The organism is Rhodovulum adriaticum, from assembly GCF_004345735.1.
Lineage (GTDB): Bacteria > Pseudomonadota > Alphaproteobacteria > Rhodobacterales > Rhodobacteraceae > Rhodovulum > Rhodovulum adriaticum.
In genome coordinates, this window is sequence record NZ_SLXL01000002.1 from 457,979 (window position 1) to 483,304 (window position 25,326).

The window sequence follows — 25,326 nt, forward strand, 5'->3', positions numbered from 1 at the left end:
TGTCGCGGCAGGGGCGCCCTGGTCCGGGGCGCCCTCGATACCCTTAGGATCCCGCGATGCCCCGGTTCAAACGCGCGCTGATCGGTCTTGTGCCCCTGGCACTGGTCGGCGCGGCATTGGTCTACAGCCTTACGCATGACAACGACGCCCTGCCCCCCGGCTTTGCCACCGCGAACGGCCGGATCGAGGCACAGCGCGTCGATGTTGCGACCAAGCATGCCGGACGTCTGGCCGAAATCCTGGTGGCCGAGGGCGACCTGGTCGCCGAGGCGCAGATGCTGGCCCGGCTGGACGACGCCCAACTGCGCGCGCAGCTGCGCGAGGCCGAGGCCGGCGTTGCCCTGGCCCGCCAGCAAATGGCCGAAAGCCGCGCCGTCCTGGCGCAGCGTGAAAGCAGCCTGGCCTTTGCCGAAAAAGAGCTGGCCCGCGCGCTGGAACTGGGCGATCGCGGCTTTTCCCCCGAGGAGGCGACCGATCTGCGCCGGACAGAGCGCGATGCGGCAAGCGCGGCGGTGGACGCCGCCCGCGCCGGGATTGCCGCCGCCGAGGCCCGTATCGCCGCCGCCAGGGCCACGGTGGACCGGCTGCGCGCCGATCTGGACGACTACGCGCTGACCGCCCCGCGCGCCGGGCGCGTGCAATACCGCCTGGCCGAACCCGGCGAGGTTCTGGCCGCGGGCGCGCGGGTGGTCACGCTGCTGGACCTGACCGACGTGCAGATGACCGTCTACCTGCCTACCGGCGCGGCCGGGCCATTGGCCTATGGCGCCGAGGCGCGGCTGGTGCTGGACGCGGCGCCCGATTATGTGATCCCGGCCGAGGTCAGCTTTATCGCCGGAGAGGCACAGTTCACCCCGAAATATGTCGAGACCGCCGATGAACGCGAAAGCCTGATGTTCCGGGTCAAGCTGCGGATTCCAGCGGCGGTGCTGACCGACTACCAACACCTGGTCAAGACGGGCCTGCCCGGTGTCGCCCATATCCGCATCGACCCCGCCGCGGCCTGGCCCGAGCGGCTGGCCGTCAACCTGCCGGATGTCCGCTGAACCGCCCGCCGCCGCCCGCCTGACAGGCGTGACGCAACGCTATGGCGCGGTAACGGCGCTGGACGATGTCGGCCTGACGCTGCGCCCGGGCGGCGTGCTGGGGCTGATCGGCCCCGACGGCGTGGGCAAATCCACCCTGCTGGCCCTGATGGCCGGGGTGCGGCGCCTGCAACAGGGCCGGGTCGAGGTTCTGGGCGGCGACATGGCCGACCCCGCCCACCGCGCCGCCTGCGCGCCGCGCATCGCCTACATGCCGCAGGGGCTGGGGCGGAACCTGTATTCCACCCTGTCGGTGCGCGAGAATGTCGATTTCTTCGGCCGGCTGTTCGGGCAGGGCGCGCGGGAACGGCGCTGGCGCATCGACGAGTTGCTGGCCGGCACGGGCCTGGCCCCCTTTGCGGCGCGTCCGGCGGGCAAGCTGTCGGGCGGGATGAAGCAGAAGCTGGCCCTGTGCTGCGCGCTGATCCACGATCCCGACCTGCTGATCCTGGATGAACCGACAACCGGGGTCGATCCGCTGTCGCGCCTGCAATTCTGGCGGTTGATCGACCGGATCCGCGCGCGCCGTCCAGGCATGAGCATCGTCACCGCCACCGCCTACATGTCCGAGGCCGAACGCTTCGACCGGCTGGTCGCGATGGAGGCCGGGCAGGTCATCGCCAGCGGCACGCCGGCCGAGTTGCGCGCCAAGACGGGCACCGAAACGCTGGAAGAGGCGTTTATCGCATTTCTACCATCCGACAAGCGCGGCGATCATGCCACGATCACCCTGCCACCGCTGCCGGAACGCGACGGGGCACCCGCGATCATGGCCCAGGACCTGACCCGCCGCTTTGGCGATTTCACCGCCGTCGATCATGTCAGCTTTCGCATCGAAAAGGGCGAAATCTTTGGGTTTCTCGGATCCAACGGCTGCGGCAAGACAACGACGATGAAGATGCTGACCGGCCTGCTGGACCCGACCGAGGGGACGGCGGAACTGTTCGGGCGACCCGTCGATGCCTCTGACCTGGCGACACGGCGGCGTGTCGGCTATATGTCGCAATCCTTCTCTTTATACGCGGAACTCAGCGTGCGTCAGAACCTGGTTCTGCACGCCCAGCTGTTCCAGTTTTCCCGCGACCGCCAACGCGAACGGGTGGCCGACCTGCTGGAAAGGTTCGACCTGGCAAAGGTGGCAGAGGCCCGCCCCGCCCACCTGCCCTTGGGGGTGCGCCAGCGCCTGCAACTGGCCGTGGCCGTGCTGCACGAACCTGAAATGCTGATCCTGGACGAACCCACCAGCGGCGTGGACCCGGTGGCGCGCGACCGCTTCTGGGCCCTGCTGATCGGGCTGTCGCGACAGGACGGGGTGACGATCTTCATCTCGACCCATTTCATGAACGAGGCTGAGCGCTGCGACCGCATTTCCCTGATGCATGCGGGCCGGGTTCTGGCCGTCGGGCCGCCGGACGAGTTGCGCGCCGCGCGGGGTGCTGACAGTCTGGAGGAGGCCTTTATCGACGTGCTGCGCGCGGAAACCGAAACGGCAGACCCTGACGCCGCCCCCGTTCCCCAATCCGGTCAGACCCCGTCACGCCCCCGCAGCCCCCTGCTGTCGGTGGGGCGGCTGTGGGCCTTTGCCCGGCGCGAGGGGATCGAGCTGTTGCGCGACCGGGTGCGGCTGGCCTTTGCGCTGATCGGGCCGATGATCCTGATGATCGCGGTGGGGTTCGGCATCTCTTTCGACGTGGAAAACCTGACCTACGCGACGCTGGACCGCGACCAAAGCGCCGAAAGCCGCGCCCTGATGCGCCAGTTCGAGGGCTCGCGCTATTTCAGCGATCAGGGGCGGCTGACCTCGCTCGCGGCGATGGAGGACAGCCTGCGCGCGGGCGATATCCGCATGGCGCTGGTGATCCCGCCGGGCTTCGGCCACGACCTGTTGTCGGGCGACGCCCCCGAGGTGGCATTATGGCTGGACGGGTCCAACACCGTGCGCGCCGAAACCGCCCGCCGCTATGCCCAGACCGCGTTTCTGGATTTTCTGGTAGAGATGTCGGAAACCGAAACCGGCACCACACCGGAAATCTACCCCGCCAATCTGGAACCGCGCTTTCGCTATAACCAAAGCTTCGAATCCGCCGAGGCGATCCCGCCAGGCGTGCTGATGATGATGCTGATCATGATCCCCACGATGATGACGGCGCTTGGCGTGGTGCGGGAAAAGGAGTTGGGGTCCATCACCAACCTGTACGCCGCCCCCGCACGCAAGCTGGAATTCCTGTTGGGCAAGCAGGCGCCCTATGTCGCCGTGGCGATGGTCAGTTTCGCAATCCTGGTGGCGATGCTGCTGACGGTGTTCGGGCTGCGGGTGCAGGGCAGCGCCGGTGCCCTGGTGACCGGCGCGCTGCTGTATGTCGGGGCGGCGACCGGGTTCGGGCTGGTGATCTCTACCGTCGTGCGCAGCCAGATCGCCGCGATCTTCGGCAGCGCGATCATCGTGATGATCCCGACGGTCAACTTTTCGGGGATGCTGTACCCGGTGGCCACGCTGGACGGGGTGGCACGCGGGATCGGACAGGGGTTCCCCGCCCTCTATTTCCGCAACATCAGCGCAGGCGTGTTCAACAAGGGGCTGGGCTTTGCCGATCTGTGGGCCAATCACCTGGCCCTGGCCGGGTTCTGCCTGCTGTTCTGGGCGCTGGCCGCGGCCCTGCTGCGCAAGCAAGAGGCCTGAGCGATGCGCAGCCTGCACAACATCTTTCGCCTCGGCCTCAAGGAATTGTGGAGCCTGTTTCGCGACCCGGTGCTGATGGGTCTGGTGATCTACACCTTTACCGGGGCGGTGTTCGCCGTGGCCAACGGTGTCCGGACAGAGGTGCGCAACGCCGCCATCGCCGTGATCGACGAGGACCGATCAGAGGTGTCCGACCGCCTGCGCGATGCCTTTCTGCCCCCCTACTTCCGCCCCGCCCCGCTGATCGACCTGAACCAGATGGGCCCGGCGATGGACCGGGGCGATTACAGCTTCGTGCTGCATATCCCAGCGGGTTTCGAGGCCGACCTGCTGGCCGGGCGGCAGCCCGATCTGCTGTTGAACGTGGACGCAACCGCGATGACCCTGGCGGGCAATGGCACCGCCTATATCCGCAGCATCGTGCAACAGGAACTGGCCGGCTTCCTGCACAGCGGCGACACCGACCTGCCCGCCACGCTGATCCCGCGGGCATGGTTCAACCCCAACCTGCATTCCAGCTGGTTCTTTGCGGTGATGCAGGTGATCGGCAATGTCACCATTCTGTCGGTGGTGCTGTCCGGCGCGGCGGTGATCCGCGAACGCGAACACGGCACGATTGAACACCTGATGGTCATGCCGGTCACGGCGCTGGAACTGATGCTGGCCAAGATCTGGGCCAACGGGCTGGTGATTGTCAGCGCGGCGGTGCTGTCGTTGCTTGTGGTTGTGCAGGGGGTGATGGGCATCCCGGTGCCCGGTTCCATCGGGGTTTTCGCGCTCGGCGCAGGGGTTTATCTGTTTTCGGTCACCGCCCTGGGGATCATGCTGGCGACCTTTGCGCGGACGATGCCGCAATTCGGGCTGCTGGCGATCCCGGTCTTCGTGGTGCTGTACCTGCTGTCGGGCGGGGTCACCCCGCTGGAGGCGATGCCAGAACCCCTGCACAGTCTGATGCACCTGTCGCCCGCGACCCATTTCACCAGCTTTGCGCAGGCGGTGCTGTATCGCGGGGCGGGGCTGGGCCTGGTCTGGCGGGAATTGCTGATCGTGACCTGTATCGGCACGGTTTTCCTGGCGCTGGCCCAGTCGCGGTTCCGCAAGACGATGGCCGCAGCGCGCTAGCCGTCCGCCTGAACCTCGTCCAAGCCGCGCGCCACGGCCACCCCCACCAGCGCGATGACGGAAAACAGCAGCAACACCACCGCCGGCCCGGCCCGGTCCGCCAACAGCCCGAACAGGCCCCCGGCCAGCAGGGCCAGCCCGATCAACGTGTTGGACAGCGCCGTATAGCGGGCGCGGAACCCGTCCTCTGCCATGTCGGTCAGGTGCAGCTTGCGGCCCGCGCGCACCCCCTCATAGGCGATCTGCGCGGCAAAGATCGCCGCCGCCGCGCCCAGGGCACCGCCCAACCCGCCCATTGCCAGACCGACCAGCCCGGCCACCAGGAACACCGCCGCCCCCAACGCCCCCGCCGCCATCAGGGTTCGGCGGCTGGACCGGTCCGATAGCCGCCCCCAGGCATAGCCCGCCAGAACCGACGCCGCGGTCGAGGCCATGACCAGCGGGCCAAGCTGATCCAGCGCCGCGCGCCCCGAGGCCGCCGAAAGCATCACGATAAAGGGCGGCGCCAGCGCCGTGACCGCCAGCGCCGCGCGGGCCAGCACAAAGCGGCGCAATTGCGCGTCGGTCAGGATCGGCGTGACCAGGGCGGCCAGGCTGTCCTCGTCATGCCCTGCAGTGTCACCCGCGGGTTCGCGCAACCCGCGAAAGACCCCCGCCGCCAGCAGAAAAGCCAACCCCGCCACCGCCAGGATCGCGGCCAGCGGGGCCACCGCCACCTGAAATACCCCGGCCGCCATCACCAGCCCCACGCAGAACACCGCCACGGGGGCGACGGACCCGGCCAGCCCGGTGATCGCGCCCCGCCGCCGCTTGGCGATGGTGCGGGCCAGCGCATCCTTGTGACTGACCGAGGCAGCAGCGCGCGCCACCGACAGCACCGCCAGCAGCACCAGGATGGCAGCCCCCGCAGCCGCCCCGCCCAGCAACAGCGCAGCGGCGGCCATTCCCAGCGCGGCCAGCCCCTGCACCGCGCTGCCCGCCGCCCAGATCCGCCCCCGCCGCGGGCTGCGCACTACCCAGCGGGCAAGGGCCAGTTGCGGCAACAGCGCCCCGGCCTCGCGCACGGGCACCAGCGCACCGATCATCGCGCCGGGGGCCCCCAGCGCGGTCAGCAGCCAGGACAGCACCAGTTTCGGGTCGATCAGCGCGTCCGCCGTCTTGGTCAGGGTCAGCGCGGCAACATGGATCGCGCCATTGCGGGCCTCGGCCGCGTCCAGGTCGGCCGGGCGCGCGCCGGTCAGGGCGGCGAACATGCGGGTCAGGGTCACGGCAAAGCCTCCTGATGGGGGGATTCGCGGATCAATGGGTCAGCACCAGCATCTGAAAGGCCATCATCGCCGAAAAGGCCAGCGTCACAACCAGACCGGCACTGCCGCTGTCCACATTATCCAGGGCATCGGGGAACAGTTCGGAAAACACCATCCAGATCATCGCACCCGCCGCCAGCCCCAGCCCCACGGGCAGGACGGGGCGGAACAGCTCGACCATCACATAGGCGGGACCGGCCATGATCGGCTGGGGCAGGCTGGTAAAGATGGCCCAGAGCGCGGCCTTCCAGACGGGGGTGCCGCGCGGCACCAGCACCAGCGCGATGGCCAGCCCCTCGGGGACGTTGTGCAGCGCGATCGCGGTGGTGATGAAGGCGCCCAGCCCGTCCGATCCGGCAAAGGACACGCCCACCGCCACGCCCTCGGCAAAGGAATGGGCGGTCATGATGCCCAGCACCAACAGCGCCGCGGTGGCGTTGGCGCCGCTCAGATCGGCGACATGCACCTCGCCCGCGCCGTCCACCAGCCGCCGGGCGCCAACGATCGCCCCCAGCCCCAGCAGCACACCCAGCAGCGTCAGCCCGGGCGCCAGGGCCGCGCCCTCGGCGATCAGGCCGTGGCTGGCCGCCAGCATCAGCCCGGCCGCCGCGGCCGTCGCCCAGCCCATGACGCGCGGTCCCGGCTGGCGGGCCAGCGCCAGCGGCAAGGCCCCGACGCCGGTCATGACGGCGGTGACAAAGGCCGCCGCGACGACGATCCAGACGGCTGTTTCCATGGCCCCTCCTGCGGGCGGCGCGCCGCGTGGCGCTGGCCGATGCTAGCCGATGCAACCCCGGCCACAAAGCGGGCAATAAGCGCACTTGCAGCGCCCTTGGTACACAAGGGTCGGTCGTGTCACGGACCACCCGCCACCGCACCGCAGGGGCAAGGTGTAGACCGGCGAACTTATTTGGGGCGTATCCCCTTGACATACGGTGATGCAAAACCCATATTATGGGTATGAAACAGACCAACGTTCGCCAGTTCTTCGCCCAATTTCCCAATGATGAAGCTTGCCTTGCGCATTTGTTCAACGTGCGCTTTGGCCAAGGCTACGTTTGCCCCAAATGTGAGCGTGAGGCGAAATGGTATCCCCTGACCAACGAGAAGGCATATTCTTGCCAATGGTGCGGGCATCACATTCACCCGATGGTGGGCAGCATCTTCGAGAAAAGCCGGACCCCGCTGCAACTTTGGTTCTATGCGATCTTCCTTTTCACCACGTCGCGGCATGGCGTCAGCGCCAAGGAATTGCAGCGCCAGCTTGGCGTGACCTACAAGACCGCGTGGCGTATGGCGGCGCTTATCCGTGAGCACATGGCGGCAATCGACGGTGACGAGCCTCTTGGCTCAGACGGTGAGGTTGTGGAAATTGACGAGGCGTATGTCGGTGGTGAAAAGAAAAACAGCTATGGCCAGCGCGACAAGACGATTGTCTTAGGCATGGTCGAGCGCGGCGGTGACGCATTGGTCAAGGTTGTGCCCAACATGAAGGGTGAGACCGTCAGCAAGGTTGTTGCGAAGAACGTAGCACCCGGCGCAGAAATTCACGCTGACATGCACGTCAGCTATGACCAGTTGCGCAAACAAGGTTTTGACCTCAAGCGGATCAACAAGAAGGCGCTGGGCGCCTATGTCGGCCCGAACGGCGAGACTGTGAACGCCATTGAGAACTTCTGGCGGCACCTAAAATGCTCAATTGAAGGCACCCACATTAGCGTGTCGCCCAAGTATCTTGAGCGCTACGCTAAGGAGTTTGAATACCGCTTCAATCGTCGGATGCGTCCTGAGACGATGCTTTCCGAGTTGCTTTCTCGGTTTCCCGAACTGGACGCCTGATGGCCTCGTCTAACTTGTCGAGGTCGCCATCAGGGTCCGCCTCGTGTTCCTTTATGAAGTCTTCAAGTTTGCCCTTCTGACGGGCTTTCTTGAGGTTTGTCATGCTCTCACCTTTCGTTTTCTTGCAGGGTGATAACCATTTCACGAACCACATCCAATTCAGACTTTAAACTTTCCAGTTCATCAATTCCGTCACCCTGCACCTTTTGAATCTGTTTCTGAAGGTCTGTAGCCATATCAATCGCCGCCTTAGCTTGCGTTCCAATTGTTGCCATTTGCTCCGAAGTCTTCGGCTGCTCCATGTGCCTCCATTCCGCAAAATCTCTAGAGCTTAATTTTTCGGCTACTGAGACGTTAAGGCTTTCAAGCTTTCTTTCAATCTGAACAAGACGTTGCATCAAGTCTTGATTTTGGTCTTTCAAAACTTCTCGCCTCGCAAATTGCTCTGAATTTACCTTTCGCTCTATCAGCAAAATGGCAAAAACGCTAAGGATCATTAGCGCAGGCTGTATCCAGGGCCATAAGTCAGCAATCATTCTCAACATGGCGCTGAACCAAGAATCTTGGTTGCCCGCAGAGATGACAAAGTCGATATCGCCCAGCTTCCCGACAATGTAGAAAAATATACCAAATACCCCTTGGTATATTCTCTTTGCCCACGACGCGCGCAGATGGACTTTACGTTCTGGACCCATGCGCTCACCATCTCACACGACTCCGCATGAGTAAAGCCGTATGCTGAGGGGATACACCCCACTTATTTTGCGAATGGTTCGCAATTGCATTGACACTGCGAATGCTTCGCACTATCGCTATATCCAAAGGGAAACATCCCATTGGAGAAATCGACGTGAACCTGACCAGGCGAACCGTTCTTGCCTCTTTCGCGGCCTGTATCATGGGCCTGACCGCGACCGCCGCCAGCGCGGCCGACCGGCTGGGCGTGGTGGCCACCACCGGCATGATCGCCGATGCCGCGCGCACGGTCGGTGGCGATCTGGTAGAGGTGCGCGCCCTGATGGGGCCCGGCGTCGATCCCCATTCCTATCGCCAGACGCGAACGGATATCGTGGCGCTGGCCCGCGCGGATCTGGTCCTGTGGCACGGGCTGTACCTTGAGGCGCAAATGGAAGAGTTGCTGCACGACCTGGCCGAAACCGGCAATGTCGTGGCGGTGGCCGATCCCCTGTCGCGCGACCTGCTGATTGGCCATGACGATTACGAAAATCGGTTCGACCCGCATGTCTGGATGGTGCCGGACCTGTGGCAGAAGGTGGTTCTGAACGTGCGCGACGCGCTGATCGAAACCCGGCCAGAGGCGGCCGAGACCTTCACCGCCAATACCCAGGCCCATCTGGCGGACCTGGACACCCTGTCCGCCTACGCGACGCGGGCGCTGTCCACCGTCCCGGCGGACTCGCGCGTGCTGGTGACCGCCCATGACGCCTTCAACTATTTCGGCGCGGCTTACGGGTTCGACGTCGTCGGCATTCAGGGCATTTCCACCGAAAGCGAGGCCGGGCTGAAACGCATCGCCGATCTCGTGGACCTGCTGGTGGAACGCAAGGTCGGCGCCGTCTTCGTCGAAAGCTCGGTCTCCGACCGCAACATGCGCGCCCTGGTCGAGGGAGCAGCCGCGCGCGGCCATACGGTCACCATCGGGGGCGAACTGTTTTCCGACGCGATGGGGGCGCCGGGCACCTACGAGGGCACCTATATCGGCATGATCGATCACAACGTGACTGTCATCACCCGCGCCCTGGGCGGCGAAGCACCCGTGCGCGGCATGGCAAACCTGCTGAACTGAGGAGAGGCCGATGCATCGACCGGACCTTGCGATCGCGGCCCATGACGGCCAGGCCCTGCCCACGGACACCTGCCCCGCCGACAGCCCGCTGGCCGTGCGTGGCCTGACCGTTTCCTATGGCGAGAAACCGGCCGTCTTTTCCGTCGATGCCACCTTTCCCGCCCGTGCCATGTCGGCGATCATCGGGCCGAACGGCGCGGGCAAGTCCACCTTCCTGAAGGCCGCCCTGGGCGTGGTTCCGCGCCTGTCGGGCGAGGTGCGCGTCTTTGGCACCCCGATCGAAAAGGCGCGCGACCGCATCGCCTATGTGCCCCAGCGTGCCAGCGTGGATTGGGATTTCCCCGCGACCGTTCTGGATGTCGTGCAGATGGGCCTGTATCGCCGGGTCGGGCTGCTGGGGCGGATGTCGGGCCGGATGCGCGCGCTGGCGCTGGATTGCCTGGGCCGCGTCGGCATGGCCGATTTCGCGCATCGGCAGATCGGCCAGCTGTCGGGCGGCCAGCAACAGCGCGTCTTTCTGGCGCGCGCGCTGGCACAGGACGCCGACCTGTACCTGCTGGACGAACCCTTCGCCGGGGTGGACGCGGCCACCGAGCGCGCGATCATCGATGTGTTGAAGGGGCTGCGCGATGCGGGCAAGTCGGTGGTGGCTGTGCATCACGACCTGTCCACCGTGCGCGGCTATTTCGACCATGCCTTCCTGATCAACGTGCGCCGCATGGCCGAGGGGCCGGTCGAGACGGCATTCACCGCCGAAACGCTGCACGCCACCTATGGCGGGCGCCTGGCAACCACCCAGATCGACGAGGTGATGCTGAGCGGGGGCGCGGCGTGAGCGCGATCCTGGATGCGTTGCTGCTGGGCGCCGGTTACAACGCGGCGCTGGTGGCCCTGGGCGCGGGCCTGCTGGGCGTGGCCGCGGGCGCCTCGGGGTCGTTCCTGTTCCTGCGCAAGCGCGCCCTGATTTCCGACGCGGTGGCCCATGCGACACTGCCCGGCGTGGGGCTGGCCTTTATCGTGATGGTGGCGTTGGGGGGCGATGGCCGGAACCTGCTGGGTCTGCTGCTGGGCTCTGCCCTCAGCGCGGGCGCTGGCCTGCTGCTGATCGAATGGATCGCGCGCCGCACCCGCCTGCCCGAGGATGCCGCGATCGGCGCGGTGCTGGGCACCTTCTTCGGGCTGGGGATCGTGCTGCTGACCGTGATCCAGTCGCTGAGCGCGGGCCGCCAAGCCGGGCTGGAGGGGTTCCTGCTGGGCTCCACCGCCGGGATGCTGCGGGCGGACGCACTGGTGATCGCGGTGGGCGGCACGCTGGCGGTGGCGCTGACCTGGCTGATGCGCCGCCCCATGACGCTGGTCGCCTTCGATGCCGATTACGCCGCCGCCCTGGGCTATGACATCCGGCGAATCGACCTGGCGATGATGGCGCTGGTGATGGCCGTGACCGTGATCGGGCTGAAGGTCGTGGGCCTGATCCTGATCGTGGCGATGCTGATCATTCCCGCCGTCACCGCCCGGTTCTGGACCGACAGGTCCGGGCGGCTAATCTGGATCGCGGGCGGGCTGGGGGGCGTCTCTGGTTATCTGGGCGCGGCACTGTCCAGTGCGGCCCCCAACATGCCCACCGGGCCGATCATCGTGCTGGTGGCCGCCGGGATGTTCACCCTGTCGCTGTTTCTGGCGCCCGTGCGCGGGGTGGCCGCTGCACTGCTGCGCCGCCGCCGTTTCCAGGCGCGGGTGCACCGGCGGCAGGGGCTGCTGGCGCTGGCCCATGGCGAGCCGATCCGCGAACCCTACACCCTGCGCCTGCTGACCCGGCAAGGGCTGATCCGCCCCGATGGCGTGGCGACAGAGGCCGGGCGCGCCCAGGCCGCCCGGGTGCTGCGCGACGAACACCGCTGGGCCAAGGCGCGCGAGGTGCACCAGGATGCGGGCCTGTCGGGACGCTATGACGGGCTGACCCCGATCGAAGAGGTCTTTACCCCCGACGAAATCGCCGAGTTCGACCGCCGGCTGGGACCGCCGGTCATTGTGGGGGGGGCCGCGTGATGGGGGCAGAGTTCGTCCAGTTTTCCCTGACCCCGATCCTGATCGGGATGTTCGCGGCCATCGCCTGTGCGCTGCCCGGCAATTTCCTGATCCTGCGGCGGCAGGCGCTGATCGGCGATGCGATCAGCCATGTCGTGCTGCCCGGTATCGTGGTGGCCTTTCTGCTGACGGGCACCGTTGCCGCGATCCCGATGATGATCGGGGCGGCCGCAGCCGCCATCGTGGCGGTGATTTTGATCGAGGCGGTGCGCCGTCTGGGCCGGATCGAACCGGGCGCAGCCATGGGCGTGGTGTTCACGACGCTGTTTGCCGCCGGTGTGCTGCTGCTGGAACAATCCGATACCTCGGCCGTGCACCTGGACGTGGAACATGCGCTGATGGGCAATCTGGAATCGCTGATATGGCTGCGCGCGACGGGGTGGGAGTCGCTGTTGGACCCGGCCGCCCTGGCCGCACTGCCGCCCGAGCTGGGCCGCATGGCGGTCGTCTGCGCGCTGATCGTGGCGCTGACGGCGATCTTCTGGCGGTGGCTCAAGATCGCCACCTTCGACGAGGGCTTTGCCCAGGCCCTGGGGATTCCGGCGGCGGGGCTTGGCTTCGGGCTGGTGGTGACGGCGGCCATCGCGGCGGTCGCAGCCTTTGACGCGGTGGGGTCGATCATCGTGATCGCGATGTTCATCTGCCCCCCCGCCGCCGCGCGGCTGATGACCAACCGGCTGGAGGTACAGGTGCTGTGGTCGGTCGCCTTCGCCGCGCTGTCGGCGGTGCTGGGCTATGTGCTGGCGGGCTATGGGCCGCTGTGGTTCGGCGCGGCAAACGCCGTCAGCGCGGCTGGCATGATCGCAACGGTATCCGGCGTGATCCTTGGGCTGGCCTGCCTATATGCCCCCCACCGCGCCCGCATCGGCGCCGCGCGCGAGGACGCGTAACCCCGCATCCGGCGTCGCCTGCGGGCAAATCCTTCTGCAATGGCGGGTGGAAATCCTGTCCGACGCTTCGTAGACTGACCCTGCGGGACGCAGCGGGACGCACGGGGGATCATCGTCTTGAGGCCATCGGCAGAGGACGCACGGCTGGTGCGATACAGCCGTGCCGCCCGGCGCGACAAGCGGCGGCGCGACGCCACGGACTGGGCGCTGTTCCTGCTGGGCGGCGGGCTGATCCTGTGGGGCGTGGTCGCGGGCGCGCAGGCGATGCCCTACAACTGGCAATGGTATCGCGTTCCGCAATTCTTTTACCGTGTCATAGACGGCGAGCTGATCTGGGGCCCGTTCATCCGCGGCCTGCTGGTGACGCTGCAAATCACCCTGTGGGGCGGGCTGCTGGCCATGGCCATCGGTGTGACCACCGCACTACTGCGGCTGTCGCGCTCCTTCATCGGGCACGCAATCGCCACGGTTTACCTGGAGGCCGTGCGCAACACGCCCCTGCTGGTGCAGATGTACCTGTTCTATTTCGTGCTTTCGCCGATCCTGGGGATCGATCGGTTCTGGACCGGGGTGCTGGCGCTGGCCTTTTTCGAGGCCTCCTTCATTTCCGAGATCATCCGCGGCGGCATCCTGTCCGTGCCCCGCGGCCAGTGGGAGGCCGCCTCGGCCCTGGGGCTGAAACCCGGGCCGGTCTACGCCCGCGTGGTGCTGCCCCAGGCGGTGCCGCTGATGCTGCCGCCGCTGACCTCTTCCCTGGTCAACCTGATCAAGAGCTCCGCCATCGTGTCCACCATCGCGATCTTCGACCTGACGAACGAGGGCAGAAATGCCATCGCCGATACCTTCATGACCTTTGAAATATGGCTGTCGATCGCCGCGATATATCTGGTGATGACACTCAGCCTGTCTGGGCTATCTGCTTGGCTGGAACGCCGCGCCCGCCGGGCAGAACGGCGCCCCGCCTGAAACCGCCTTTTCCCAACCGACCAACAGGAGAGACCCGTGAAACGCATTCAGATCATGATCCTCGCCGCCATCGCGGCCCTCAGCTTCATCAAGGCGCCGCCCGCCCTGGCGCAAGACACCATCCGCGCGCTGTCGTCCGAAAGCGTGATCGAAACCGTCAAGCGCCGCGGCGTACTGAAGGTGGGCCTGTCTACCTTCGTGCCCTGGGCGATGCGCGACGTGAACGGCGATCTGATCGGCTTTGAGGTGGATGTCGCCACCAAGCTGGCCGAGGACATGGGCGTCGAGATCGAGCTGATCCCCACCGCATGGGACGGGATCATCCCCGCCCTGATCGCGGGCAAGTTCGACGTGATTATCGGCGGGATGACGATCACGCCCGCGCGCAATCTGACGGTCAATTTCACCGATCCCTATTCGGGGTCTTCGCTGGGGGTGATGGCCTCGACCAAGGCGTCCGAAGGGATGGCCTGGCCCGAGGATTACAACCAACCCTCGGCCACCTTCGCCTGCCGCCGCGGCAGCACGCCCTGCGCCTATATCCAGCAGGCCTTCCCCAAGGCCGTCCTGCGCCAGTTCGACGATGAAAACCAGGTGCTGCAAGAGGTGCTGAACGGCAACGCCAACGCGATGGTCGCGGCCCAGCCCTCGCCGGCCTTTACCATCTACGAAAACCCCGAGGCCGCGTTCTCGCCCACCGACGAGAAGATCCAGCCCTCGGCCGAGGGATTCGCCGTCCGCAAGGGCGACCCGGACGCGCTGAACTTCTTCAACAACTGGATCCTGGTGAACACCAATAACGGGTTCCTCGAAGAGCGGCACGACTACTGGTTCGGCGGACGGCCCTGGGCCGACCGCGTGGCCCAGTAATCCGGCCCTGCCACGGGGCGGCGTTCTGCGCCGCCCCCTTGCCACGGACCCCCGCCCATGTATCCCGATCCCGACCGCAAGCGCCGCTTCGGCCTGCTTGACGCGCTGATCCTGGGCGCGCTGTTCGTCTTTGTCGCGTTCATCTGGCACCGGGTGTCGGATGTCCTGGTCTACAAGTGGGACTGGGGGTTCCTGCCGCGCGTGCTGGTGCGGCAGGGCGAAAACGGCTGGTGGGAACCCAACATCCTGCTGGAGGGGTTCCTGACCACGATCCGCCTGTCGATCTGGGCGATGCTGGTGGCCAGCCTGCTGGGCACGGTGCTGGGGGTGCTGTCCACGCGCACGCGGCTGCTGCCGCGGCTGACGACGCTGGCCTATGTCGGCGTGATCCGCAACGTGCCGCCGCTGGTGTTTCTGTTCGTCTTCTACTTCTTCGTGTCCTCGCAACTGATGCCGATGATCGGGGTGGACAGCTGGGCGCGCGGGCTGGGCCCCGATGGCCGCGCGGTGGTGGCCATTCTGATCGGACCGCCCGAATTGTTGGAAAACCTGCTGGCCGGGATGCTGAGCCTGGCCATGTTCGAGGCCGCCTATATCGCCGTGATCGTGCGCGCGGGCATCCAGTCGGTGGCCCTCACCCAGATCGAGGCCGCGCAAAGCCTGGGGCTGAAACCGCTGCAGGTGTTCCGGCTGGTGACCTTCCCGCAGGCGCTGCGCGCGGTCACCCCGCCGCTGGCCAACCAGTTCATCATGCTGGTCAAGGACAGTTCCATCGTGTCGCTGATCTCGGTCCAGGAACTGACATTCGCGGGCACGGAAATCGCCAATTCGACCCAACGCCGGTTCGAAACCTATATCGTGGTCGCGGCCCTGTATTTCGTGCTGTGTTTCGCCTTGTCCCGGCTGTTTGCCCGGCTGGAACGGCGCGCGCGGCTGCGCGGGGGCGAGCGTTAGGCCCCGCCCCTAGCTTCCCAGGCCCAGCCTGTCCGACAACGCGCGGAAACTGGCCCGGCAGGCATCGTCGCAGGGCGCGCTGCGCGATTTGAACAGGGTCGCCTGGCTGCGGTGGATCAGCCCGTCGGACAGGATCTTCAGGTGATTGGCCCGCAGGGTTTCCCCGGTCGAGGTGATGTCAGCAATCGCCTCGGCGGTCAGGTTCTTGACGGTGCCTTCGGTCGCGCCCTGGCTGTCGACCAGCTGGTAATCGGCGACGCCGGCCTCTCGCAGGAATTCGCGCACCAGCCGGTGGTATTTCGTGGCGATGCGCAGCCGGTGGCCATGCGCCGCGCGAAAGGCCGCCGCCGCCGCGTCCAGATCGTCCAGCGTGTCCACATCCGCCCAGCAGCGCGGCACCGCGATAATCAGATCGGCATAGCCAAAGCCCATCGGCTCCAGCGCCTGCACGCGATTTTCCCAATCCGCGATACGTTCCTGCACCAGGTCGGACCCGGTCACGCCCAGATGGATACGGCCCGCCGACAATTCGCGGGGAATCTCGCCCGCCGACAGCAGCACCAGTTCGATGCCCTCGACCCCCTCGACCCGGCCGGAATATTCGCGGTCCGACCCGGTGCGCGCGATCTGCACGCCATGTTCGGCGAACCAGTCGAAGGTCTTGTCCATCAGCCGCCCCTTGGAGGGCACGCCCAGCTTCAGGGTCATTGCGCGGTCTCCTCGGTCAGGGTCAGCACCAGTTCCGGGCGCACCACGCCGCCCACCGCTGGCACCGCGCGGCCGCGCCCCAGGATGCGGGTCAGCGCGTCGTAACGCCCGCCGCTGGCCACGGGGGGCAGGTCTGGCCGCCCCTCGGCGTAAAAGCCGAAGACGAAACCGTCGTAATATTCCATCGTGGTTCGGCCATAGCTGGCCTCGAAATCCAGCAGGTCCACGTCGATCCCCTGCGCCGCCAGCGCGTCCAGCCGCGCCTGCATGCGGTCCAGCGCGGGTGCGATCGCTGGCATGTCGACGGCGATATCGCGCAGATGCGCCAGCGCGTTCAGGCTGGTTTCGCGCAAGGACAGGATGTCCTCCAGCAACTCGACCTGGGCGACGGAAATCGGCGGTTCCGCCGCATCGGCCTGCAAGGCAGCCAGGCGGGCGGCCACATCGTCGCGCGACCGCAGCCCGATTTCCGGGCCAGCGGCATCCAGAACCGCCTGCACGCCGTGACGGTCCAGATCGGCCAGCAGGCGCTTGCGCGACTCCGGCACCGGGCTGCGCCCGCCGAACCGTTCCAGCAGCGCCCGGAACCGGCGCGGGCGCCAAATGTGGCGCGTCAGGGCCGCCTTGCGCTTGTCCGTGGTCGCCAACCCCTGAACCGCGGCCAGCAGCAGGCCGATATCGCCCGTCGCCGCGCGCAGCCCAAAGGGCGACAGCATTTCCGAAAACAGGGCAAAGACCTCGGCATCGGCCGCGGCCGGATCGTCGCCACCGAACAACTCATACCCGACCTGGATATATTCGTTCGGGCGGTTGGGGTCGCGTTCCTGGCGGCGGAACACCTCGCCCATATAGGTATAGCGCGCGGGATCGCCGCCATCGTCCATGTGCATCTGCACCACCGGAACGGTGAAATCCGGGCGCAGCATCTGTTCGCCGCGCAGCGGGTCCGATGTGACATAGGCCCGCGCGCGGATATCCTCGCCATAAAGATCCAGCAAGGTTTCGGCCGGTTGCAGCACCGCCGTCTGCACCGGCTGGGCACCCGAGTTGCGGCAAAAGGCGAACAGCCGTTCGGCCTGCGCCAGCGTCTGCGCCTTGGATGCCATCGCCTAGCCCTCTTCCTTGGCCAGCAGGCGCTTGACCTCGGCCACCATCTCGCCGCGTGCGGCCTCGAACTGGGCGGGCTGGGATTTCCATTCCTCCAGGCTGGCGCTTTCGGCGATCCTGGCGCCCAGAACCAGATCCTTGATCTGCACCACGCCGCGCGCGGCCTCATCCGTGCCCTGGATGATGGCGATGGGCGAATTGCGTTTGTCCGCGTATTTCAACTGGTTGCCGAAATTCTTGGGGTTACCCAGGTAGACCTCGGCCCGGATACCGGCCTGCCGCAATTCGCCCACCATGGCCTGATATTCGGCCATGCGGTCGCGGTCCATCACGGTGACGATGACCGGGCCTTGCAGGCTGTCGCCTGCCCGCCCCTTGGCCCGCAGCGCGGCCAGCAGACGATCCACCCCGATGGAAACCCCTGTCGCGGGCACGGCCTGCCCGGTGAAGCGTTTGACCAGATCGTCGTAACGCCCGCCCCCGGCGACCGAGCCGAACTGGCGCGGGCGGCCCTTTTCATCAAGGATTTCAAAGGTCAGTTCCGCCTCGAAAACCGGGCCGGTGTAATAACCCAGGCCGCGCACGACGGAGGGATCGATCACGATGCGGTCAGGTCCATAACCCTGAGCAGCCAGCAGGTCTGAAATCTGCTCCAACTCATCGACACCAGAGTTTCCGATCTCAGAATCTTTGACGAGATCGCGCAGTTGCGATGCTGCCCAAGCACCCAATTCCGCAGCGGAGGAAGATAGCAAATTATCAGCTTCACCCACAAAAGCCATAGGTCCGCCGACGATGCCTTTTGGCAGATTGTCAAAGTGCTCTTTCAGACCATTCGGCAGGTGCCGCCTGGTGAATTGTCGGGATTTCGCTTGCTCGTTGACTTGGATACCAACCCGCAGAAAACCCATCACCACGTCGGCCTGCGCCTCCGTCAGCTTCGCCCCCTCGGTGAAATCCCCCGACTCGTCCTTGCGACCCTCGCCCAGCAGGGCCCGCACGCCGTCTTCGCCCAGCCGGTCCAGCTTGTCGATGGCGCGCAGGACGATGCCGCGCTCATGCTCGAACTTGTCGGGATCGGCGGGGTCCAGCACGCCCGCAACCTCCATCACGCCGTTCAGCACCTTGCGGTTATTGACCCGCACGATGTAGTCGCCCTTGTCGATGCCCACCGCTTCCAGCGCATCCGACAGCATCGCGCAGATTTCCGCATCCGCCGCGACCGAGGCCGCCCCCACCGTATCCGCATCGCATTGATAGAACTGGCGGAACCGGCCAGGCCCCGGTTTTTCATTGCGCCAGACCGGCCCCATCGCGTAGCGGCGATAGGGGGTCGGCAGATCGTTGCGGAACTGGGCGGCAACGCGGGCCAGCGGCGCGGTCAGGTCATAGCGCAGGGCCAGCCAGTCGCCGTCATCCTCTTGCCAGGCGAAAACGCCGGCATTGGGGCGGTCCACGTCGGGCAGGTATTTGCCCAGCGCATCCAGCGTTTCCACGGCGGAACTTTCCAGCGGATCGAAGCCGTAGCGATGATAAACCTCGGCGATCTTGTCCAGCATCGCCTTGCGTTCGGTCACGTCCGCGCCGAAATAGTCGCGAAAGCCCTTGGGCGTCTCGGCCTTGGGGCGCCGGGGTTTCTTGGGTTTGGCCATTGCTGTCTATCCGCTGGTGCCGGGTTCGCGCGGGGCATAGCGGATGGGGGCCTAAGGGGCAAGGTGGCGCAGGGAAACGGAAGGGACGGATGGACCAGACAACGCAATTGCAAGAACGGATCGCGCACCTGACCCGCGCGGTCGAGGAACTGTCCGAGGTGGTCGCCCGCCAGCAGGGCGAGATCGACCGCCTGACCCGGCGGGTGGCCCTGTTGATGGAGCGCGAGGCCGAACGCGAATACGAAACCGGCGGGGCCGTGCCCCTGGCCGACCAGAAACCGCCGCACTGGTAACGCCCCACCCCGGCGGCCGTGCCCGTGGCACCGGCGGGCCGGGGTATTTTGACCAAGAAGAAGCCCCGCTCAGCGCCTTGATCGCGGCCGCAGATGTGCCCAGGCCCGCTTGGCCCAGGCAAGCGGCGGCGGCAGGCGGCGCCCGCGCGACCGCCCGGTATCGCCCCAATCGGCCGGGTTCAGCCCATAGGCGGGCAGCGCGGCCACCAGCTTTTCCACCGGGTCGCGGTCGAGGTCGAACTCGATCAACTGATCCGGGCGGTCGGCCATTTCAGAGCGCAGCGCGGCGATCTGCGTGTCCCAATCCGCGCGCCATTTCGCGACCAGGGCGTCCTGATCGGGCAGGTTCAGCGCCGCCATCGCGCGGCGGGCAAACTCGCCATGCCCGTGGCGCAGGCGCGAGGCGATCCAGGCCTCGCGGTCGCGCAGGTTCAGCAGCAGGATCGTGCCGGGATAATCGCGCAGGATCTGGCGAAAGGCGGTGTTGCCCTCGAAATACTCGGTCGGGGTGACGTGGATCAGGTCGGAGTAGAAGGTATACCCCTCTATCCCCGCCAGGGCGGGGCGCCCGGCCGCCAGGTTATCGCGGAGGATGCGTGCGGCAGTTTGCGATTTACGGAACGGGGGGCGGTGCTTGTGGTGCAGCGCCTTGTGACCCGCACCCTCGAACAGGCGGGCCAGGCTGCGGGTACCGCATTTGTTGAACCCCACCTGAACGACGCGGGGCAAGGGCACGGAGGGCATCAGAGATCCTCCACCAGGGCCACGCCGGGCAGCGACTTGATCGCGCCCTTGATCTGGGGCGTGACGGGGTAGCTGTCGGGCAAGGCCATCTCGACCTCTCCGGGCAGGTCGGGGGCCATCAGGCAGAACTGCACCGGGCCGCGCCCGCGGATGCCGCTTTCGCCCCTGGCGCGGTCCAGCACCTGGGCCACCGACTGCACAGCGCCCGGTTCCTCGACAAAGATCTTCAGCCCCGCGCTGCCCGCATCGGCCACCGCGCCGTCGATCGGCTGCACCGCGCGGGCCAGCAGTTTCAACTGGTCGTTTTCCAGCGTCGCCTCGACCGTCAGCACCACGTTCATGCCCGCCTCAAGGTGGTCGCGCGCCCCATCCAGCACGTCAGAGAACAGCGTCACCTCGTAAAGCCCCGTCGGGTCGGACAGTTGCGCAAAGGCAAAGCGGTTGCCCTTGGCCGATTTGCGTTCCTGTCGGCCCGCAACCGCGCCCGCCATCTTGGCCACCTTGGGGCCGGATTTGGCGGCCTCTTCGACCTCGGCCTTGGTCATGACCTTTTTCCGTTTCAGCGCGGCCATGTAATCGTCCAGCGGGTGCCCGGAAAGGTAGAAACCGATGGCCTTTTGCTCTTCGGCCAGCTTTTCATTCGGCAGCCAGTCTGCCACGGGCGACAGCCGCGGTTCGGGCAGGTCGTCGCCGGCCTCGCCGAACAGCGACACCTGGGCCGAGGCGCGCTGATCGTGGATCGCGGCGGAATAGGCGACCAGCGGATCCAGGCTGTCCAGCACCCGGCGGCGGTTCGGCTCCAGCTGATCGAAGGCACCGGCGCGGGCCAGCATTTCCAGCGGACGCTTGCCGATGCGTTTCAGGTCCACCCGGCGGGCGAAATCGAACAGCGTGGCAAAGGGCTTGTCGCCCCGGCCCGTCACGATCAGGCCCATCGCGTCCACGCCCACATTCTTGAGCGCGCCCAAACCATAGACCAGCTTGCCCTCGGTGACATCGAAGGTCGCCTGGCTGCGGTTCACGCAGGGCGGCACGATCTCGATCTGCAGGCCGCGGCGGACTTCTTCGGCATAGACGGCCAGCTTGTCGGTCAGGTGAATATCGCAGTTCATCACCCCGGCCATGAATTCCACCGGGTGGTTGGCCTTCAGCCAGGCGGTCTGATAGCTGACCACCGCATAGGCGGCGGCGTGGGACTTGTTGAAGCCGTAATTGGCGAATTTTTCCAGCAGGTCGAAGACCTCGGTCGCCTTTTTCGCATCGACCCCGTTCTTTTTCGCGCCCTCGATGAATTTCGGGCGCTCGGCGTCCATCGCCTCTTTGATCTTCTTGCCCATGGCGCGGCGCAACAGGTCGGCGCCGCCCAGGGAATAGCCTGCCATCACCTGCGCGATCTGCATCACCTGTTCCTGGTAGACGATGATGCCCTGGGTTTCGGCCAGGATATGGTCGATCGTGGGGTGGATTGATTCCAGCGGCTTCAGCCCGTGCTTGACCTCGCAATAGGTGGGAATGTTTTCCATCGGGCCGGGACGGTAAAGGGCGACCAGCGCGACGATATCCTCGATGCAGGTGGGCTTCATCCGGCGCAGGGCGTCCATCATGCCCGAGCTTTCCACCTGGAACACCGCCACGGTTTTCGCGCTGGCATACAGGCGATAGGTCTTTTCGTCTTCCAGCGGGATCTGGCCGATATCGTTTTCCGCCCCTTCGGCGGGGTCGTAGATCCGGCTGCCGTCCGCAGCCTCGTGCAATTGGCGCCCGCCCTTGCGGATCAGGTCGATGGCGTTCTGGATCACCGTCAGGGTTTTCAGGCCCAGAAAGTCGAATTTCACCAGACCGGCCTGTTCCACCCATTTCATGTTGAACTGGGTGGCGGGCATATCGGACCGGGGATCCTGATACAGCGGCACCAGCTCGTCCAGCGGGCGGTCGCCGATCACCACCCCGGCGGCGTGGGTAGAGGCGTTTCTGAGCAGCCCCTCGACCTGCTGGCCGTAGGTCAGCAAACGGTCCACGACCTCTTCGGTCCGGGCAGCGTCGCGCAGGCGGGGTTCCTCGGCCAGGGCCTTTTCGATGGAGACCGGCTTGACCCCCTCAACCGGGATCAGTTTCGACAGCTTGTCCACCTGCCCATAGGGCATTTGCAGCACGCGCCCCACGTCGCGCACCGCCGCCTTGGACAACAGCGCGCCAAAGGTGATGATCTGCGCCACCTTTTCGCGCCCATACTTGCGCTGGACGTATTCGATCACCTCTTCGCGCCGGTCCATGCAAAAATCGATGTCGAAGTCTGGCATGCTGACCCGCTCGGGGTTCAGAAAGCGTTCGAACAGCAGCGAGTAGCGCAGGGGATCAAGGTCGGTAATCGTCAGCGCATAGGCCACCAAGCTGCCCGCGCCCGACCCCCGCCCGGGCCCGACCGGGATGTCGTGTTCCTTGGCCCATTTGATGAAGTCGGCAACGATCAGAAAGTAGCCGGGAAAGCCCATCGATTCGATGATGCCCAGTTCGAAATCCAGCCGCTTTTCATACTCTTCCACCGGCGCGGCATGGGGGATCACGGCCAGCCGGGCGGCCAGCCCCTCGCGCGCCTGGCGGCGCAATTCCTCGACCTCGTCATCGGCGAAACGGGGCAGGATCGGTTTACGCTTTTCCGATTTGATCGCACAGCGCCGGGCGATTTCCACGGTGTTTTCCAGCGCCTCGGGCAGGTCGGCAAAGAGGGCCGCCATTTCCTCGGGCGTCTTGAAATAGTGCTGCGGCGTCAGGCGTCGGCGCGGATCGGCCTGATCCACATAGGCGCCATCGGCGATACAGATCAGGGCGTCATGGGCCTCGTACATGTCGGATTTGGGGAAGTAGACATCGTTCGTGGCCACCAGCGGCAGGTCCATCGCATAGGCCATTTCCACATGGCCCCGCTCGGTCGCCTGTTCGGCCGCGGTCAGTTGTCCGCCCTCGCCCGGATGGCGCTGCAACTCGACATACAGGCGGTTTGGAAAGGCCGCCGCCAGCCGGGTCATCAGCGCCTGGGCCTTGGGGCGCTGCCCGGCCTGCAGGAACTGGCCCACGGGCCCCTCTGGCCCGCCGGTCAGGCAGATCAACCCGGCGCTGTGGCCCTCCAGCTCCTCCACCGTGACCTGGGGCAATTGCCCGGCCTTTCCCAGGTACAGGCAGGAATTCAGCTTCATCAGATTGCCGTAACCTGCCTCGTCCTGGGCCAGCAGAACCACCGGCGCGGGCGGGCGCGGGCGTTCCCCCGGGGCCGCCGGATCATGGGCCAGATCGACCTGGCAGCCCACGATCGGCTGGATGCCGGCACCGCTGGCCATAACCGAAAACTCCAACGCGCAGAACATGTTGTTGGTATCGGTCACGGCCACGGCGGGCATGCCCGCGGCGCGGCAAAGATCGGGCAGCGCCTTGACCCGCACCGCCCCTTCGAGCAGCGAATATTCGGTGTGGACGCGCAGGTGGATGAATCGGGGATCGGCCATGGCGCCACGCTATCCCAGCCGCGCGGCGATGGGAACGTCCCCCGCCCCTGCCCGGGAAACGGGCATTTGCCACGAAACCGGCCCCAGCCGCCCCGCACAGCCCCGTATCGCCCTTGCGGTGGGCGCGGGGCACGGGATAGTAAGCGGAAAATCCTGACACGGCTGGGGGACGGGCGCCGGGTGACAGCGTTATTGAAGGTCCAGGGGCTGACCAAGGCCTATCCCGGCGTGGTCGCCAACGACGATGTCAGCTTCGAGATCGCCGAGGGCGAGGTGCACGCCCTGCTGGGCGAAAACGGCGCCGGCAAATCGACACTGGTCAAGATGATCTATGGTCTGGTGACGCCGGATGCGGGGCACATGACCCTGCGCGGCGCCCCCTATGCGCCGGCCGAACCGCGCGCGGCCCGCGCGGCGGGCGTGGCCATGGTGTTCCAGCATTTCAGCCTGTTCGACGCGCTCAGCGTGGCCGAAAACATCGCCCTGGGGATGGAAAATCCGCCCCCCCTGCGGCAACTGGCCCAGCAGATCCGCAGCGTCAGCGAAACCTACGGCCTGCCGCTGGCGCCCGACCGGCTGGTGGGCGATCTGTCCGCCGGGGAACGCCAGCGGGTCGAAATCCTGCGCTGCCTGTTGCAGGATCCCCGCCTGCTGATCATGGACGAACCGACCAGCGTTCTGACCCCGCAAGAGGTCCAGATCCTGTTCGCAACCCTGCGCAAGCTAGCCGCCGAGGGCACCGCCATCTTGTACATTTCGCACAAGCTGGAGGAAATCCGAACGCTGTGCGACCGGGCCACGATCCTGCGCCGCGGGCGCGTGGTGGACAGTTGCAACCCCCGCGAAAAGACCGCTGCCGAACTGGCCGAAATGATGGTCGGCACCCGGCTGGCCACGCCGCAGCGCACGGATCGGCCCGCGGGCGACGTGGTGCTGCAGGTCACGTCGCTGGATCGCCCCTCGCCAAATCCCTTTGGCACCTCGTTGCGCAACATCTCGTTCAGCCTGCGCGCGGGCGAGGTTCTGGGTATCGGCGGCGTGGCGGGAAACGGACAGGACGAATTGCTGGCCGCCCTGTCGGGCGAGGCCCCGGCGCGCAGCGATGCGGTGCTGCTAAAGGGGCAGCCCATCGGCGCGCTTGGCCCCAGCCAGCGCCGTCGCATCGCCGTGCTGGCCGCCCCAGAGGAACGGCTGGGCCACGCCGCCGCCCCGGACATGAGCCTGACGGAAAACGCCCTGCTGACCGCCGCCATCCGCGAGGGGCTGGCCGCGCGCGGATTCCTGAAATGGCCGGCGGCGCGCGCCTTTGCCGAACGGGTGATCGAAACCTTTGACGTGCGCACCCCCGGGCCGGGCAATGCGGCGCGTTCGCTGTCGGGCGGAAACTTGCAGAAATTCGTCATTGGCCGCGAGGTTCTGCAACGCCCCGAGGTGCTGGTCGTGAACCAGCCGACCTGGGGCGTCGATGCCTCGGCTGCGGCGGCGATCCGGCAGGCGCTGCTGGACCTTACGGCCGAGGGGACCGCCGTGATCGTCATCAGCCAGGACCTGGACGAGTTGATGGAAATCTCTGACCGTTTCGCCGCGCTGAACGAGGGTCGGCTGTCGCCCCCCCGCCCCACCGCCGGCCTGACGCTGGAGGAAATCGGGCTGATGATGGGCGGCGCCCATGATATGGAGGTGGCCGATGTGGACCGCTGAGCATCCCATGGGG

General features: G+C 66.3%; 21 protein-coding genes. 13 read left to right on the forward strand and 8 right to left on the reverse strand.

The annotated features are described in order from the left end of the window. Positions 1-56 precede the first annotated feature (56 nt). Genes EV656_RS05675 through EV656_RS05685 form a run of 3 tightly spaced genes read left to right on the forward strand, consistent with a single transcriptional unit; the run spans position 57 to position 4,887 of the window. A complete protein-coding gene (locus EV656_RS05675; RefSeq protein WP_132600625.1) occupies positions 57-1,046 on the forward strand; it encodes an HlyD family secretion protein in 990 nt (329 codons plus the stop codon). Beyond that, the gene (rbbA, locus tag EV656_RS05680) at positions 1,036-3,765 is read left to right on the forward strand and encodes a ribosome-associated ATPase/putative transporter RbbA (RefSeq protein ID WP_132600628.1); all 2,730 of its coding nucleotides are present in this window, start codon (positions 1,036-1,038) and stop codon (positions 3,763-3,765) included. Before EV656_RS05675 ends, rbbA begins: the two co-directional genes overlap by 11 nt. A 3-nt stretch (positions 3,766-3,768) precedes the next feature. Continuing rightward, the gene (locus tag EV656_RS05685) at positions 3,769-4,887 is read left to right on the forward strand and encodes an ABC transporter permease (protein WP_132600631.1); all 1,119 of its coding nucleotides are present in this window, start codon (positions 3,769-3,771) and stop codon (positions 4,885-4,887) included. Here the strand turns inward: EV656_RS05685 and EV656_RS05690 are convergent. Both EV656_RS05690 and EV656_RS05695 read right to left on the reverse strand, forming a co-directional pair. Beyond that, positions 4,884-6,155, reverse strand: a complete 1,272-nt coding sequence (locus EV656_RS05690) for an MFS transporter (RefSeq protein ID WP_243695678.1) — start codon at positions 6,153-6,155, stop codon at positions 4,884-4,886. The genes EV656_RS05685 and EV656_RS05690 overlap by 4 nt on opposite strands. A 31-nt stretch (positions 6,156-6,186) precedes the next feature. Further along, positions 6,187-6,930 (reverse strand): ZIP family metal transporter, encoded by a 744-nt coding sequence (locus EV656_RS05695; RefSeq protein ID WP_132600634.1) that lies wholly within the window; start codon positions 6,928-6,930, stop codon positions 6,187-6,189. A 224-nt stretch (positions 6,931-7,154) separates the two neighbouring features. On the opposite strand from EV656_RS05695, the gene EV656_RS05700 reads away from it, so the two are divergent. Beyond that, complete coding sequence (locus EV656_RS05700; RefSeq protein WP_165918944.1) at positions 7,155-8,033, forward strand: IS1595 family transposase; 879 nt, start codon at positions 7,155-7,157, stop codon at positions 8,031-8,033. Between the two features lie 107 nt (positions 8,034-8,140). Here the strand turns inward: EV656_RS05700 and EV656_RS05705 are convergent, their stop codons facing one another. Further along, positions 8,141-8,728 (reverse strand): hypothetical protein, encoded by a 588-nt coding sequence (locus EV656_RS05705; RefSeq protein ID WP_132600640.1) that lies wholly within the window; start codon positions 8,726-8,728, stop codon positions 8,141-8,143. 203 nt (positions 8,729-8,931) lie between these two features. Here EV656_RS05705 and EV656_RS05710 point away from each other — a divergent pair, with 203 nt between their 5' ends. The 7 genes from EV656_RS05710 to EV656_RS05740 all read left to right on the forward strand — a co-directional run bounded on the left by EV656_RS05710 (position 8,932) and on the right by EV656_RS05740 (position 15,608). Continuing rightward, a complete protein-coding gene (locus tag EV656_RS05710) occupies positions 8,932-9,840 on the forward strand; it encodes a metal ABC transporter solute-binding protein, Zn/Mn family (protein ID WP_132600947.1) in 909 nt (302 codons plus the stop codon). Between the two features lie 10 nt (positions 9,841-9,850). After that, entirely contained in the window at positions 9,851-10,675 is an 825-nt protein-coding gene (locus EV656_RS05715; protein ID WP_132600643.1) for a metal ABC transporter ATP-binding protein, read from the forward strand. Further along, positions 10,672-11,889 carry a metal ABC transporter permease gene (locus EV656_RS05720; RefSeq protein WP_132600646.1) on the forward strand — a complete coding sequence of 406 codons (1,218 nt, stop codon included), beginning with the start codon at positions 10,672-10,674 and terminating at the stop codon, positions 11,887-11,889. Before EV656_RS05715 ends, EV656_RS05720 begins: the two co-directional genes overlap by 4 nt. After that, positions 11,889-12,818, forward strand: a complete 930-nt coding sequence (locus tag EV656_RS05725) for a metal ABC transporter permease (protein WP_132600649.1) — start codon at positions 11,889-11,891, stop codon at positions 12,816-12,818. Before EV656_RS05720 ends, EV656_RS05725 begins: the two co-directional genes overlap by 1 nt. 147 nt (positions 12,819-12,965) lie before the next feature. After that, positions 12,966-13,784, forward strand: a complete 819-nt coding sequence (locus EV656_RS05730; RefSeq protein ID WP_243695679.1) for an amino acid ABC transporter permease — start codon at positions 12,966-12,968, stop codon at positions 13,782-13,784. A gap of 36 nt (positions 13,785-13,820) precedes the next feature. Continuing rightward, positions 13,821-14,654, forward strand: a complete 834-nt coding sequence (locus EV656_RS05735) for a transporter substrate-binding domain-containing protein (protein WP_243695680.1) — start codon at positions 13,821-13,823, stop codon at positions 14,652-14,654. A gap of 57 nt (positions 14,655-14,711) precedes the next feature. After that, positions 14,712-15,608 (forward strand): amino acid ABC transporter permease, encoded by an 897-nt coding sequence (locus EV656_RS05740; RefSeq protein ID WP_132600655.1) that lies wholly within the window; start codon positions 14,712-14,714, stop codon positions 15,606-15,608. Positions 15,609-15,617: 9 nt separating this feature from the next. Here EV656_RS05740 and hisG read toward each other — a convergent pair whose 3' ends face one another. The 3 genes from hisG to hisS are packed head-to-tail and all read right to left on the reverse strand — an operon-like array spanning position 15,618 to position 19,075. Next, positions 15,618-16,316 carry an ATP phosphoribosyltransferase gene (gene hisG / locus EV656_RS05745; protein ID WP_132600658.1) on the reverse strand — a complete coding sequence of 233 codons (699 nt, stop codon included), beginning with the start codon at positions 16,314-16,316 and terminating at the stop codon, positions 15,618-15,620. Continuing rightward, a complete protein-coding gene (locus EV656_RS05750; RefSeq protein WP_132600661.1) occupies positions 16,313-17,422 on the reverse strand; it encodes an ATP phosphoribosyltransferase regulatory subunit in 1,110 nt (369 codons plus the stop codon). Before EV656_RS05750 ends, hisG begins: the two co-directional genes overlap by 4 nt. Before the next feature lie 3 nt (positions 17,423-17,425). Next, positions 17,426-19,075, reverse strand: coding sequence for a histidine--tRNA ligase (gene hisS, locus EV656_RS05755; RefSeq protein ID WP_132600664.1), 1,650 nt, complete (start codon positions 19,073-19,075; stop codon positions 17,426-17,428). Between the two features lie 89 nt (positions 19,076-19,164). Here hisS and EV656_RS05760 point away from each other — a divergent pair, with 89 nt between their 5' ends. After that, positions 19,165-19,368: a SlyX family protein gene (locus EV656_RS05760; RefSeq protein WP_132600667.1), complete on the forward strand. Its 204-nt coding sequence runs from the start codon at positions 19,165-19,167 to the stop codon at positions 19,366-19,368. Between the two features lie 69 nt (positions 19,369-19,437). On the opposite strand, the gene EV656_RS05765 is transcribed toward EV656_RS05760, so the two are convergent. Both EV656_RS05765 and dnaE read right to left on the reverse strand, forming a co-directional pair. Beyond that, complete coding sequence (locus EV656_RS05765; RefSeq protein WP_132600670.1) at positions 19,438-20,112, reverse strand: sulfotransferase; 675 nt, start codon at positions 20,110-20,112, stop codon at positions 19,438-19,440. Next, positions 20,112-23,612, reverse strand: coding sequence for a DNA polymerase III subunit alpha (gene dnaE / locus EV656_RS05770; protein ID WP_132600673.1), 3,501 nt, complete (start codon positions 23,610-23,612; stop codon positions 20,112-20,114). Before dnaE ends, EV656_RS05765 begins: the two co-directional genes overlap by 1 nt. A gap of 180 nt (positions 23,613-23,792) precedes the next feature. Here dnaE and EV656_RS05775 point away from each other — a divergent pair, with 180 nt between their 5' ends. Next, a complete protein-coding gene (locus EV656_RS05775) occupies positions 23,793-25,313 on the forward strand; it encodes an ABC transporter ATP-binding protein (RefSeq protein ID WP_132600676.1) in 1,521 nt (506 codons plus the stop codon). Positions 25,314-25,326: the final 13 nt, after the last annotated feature.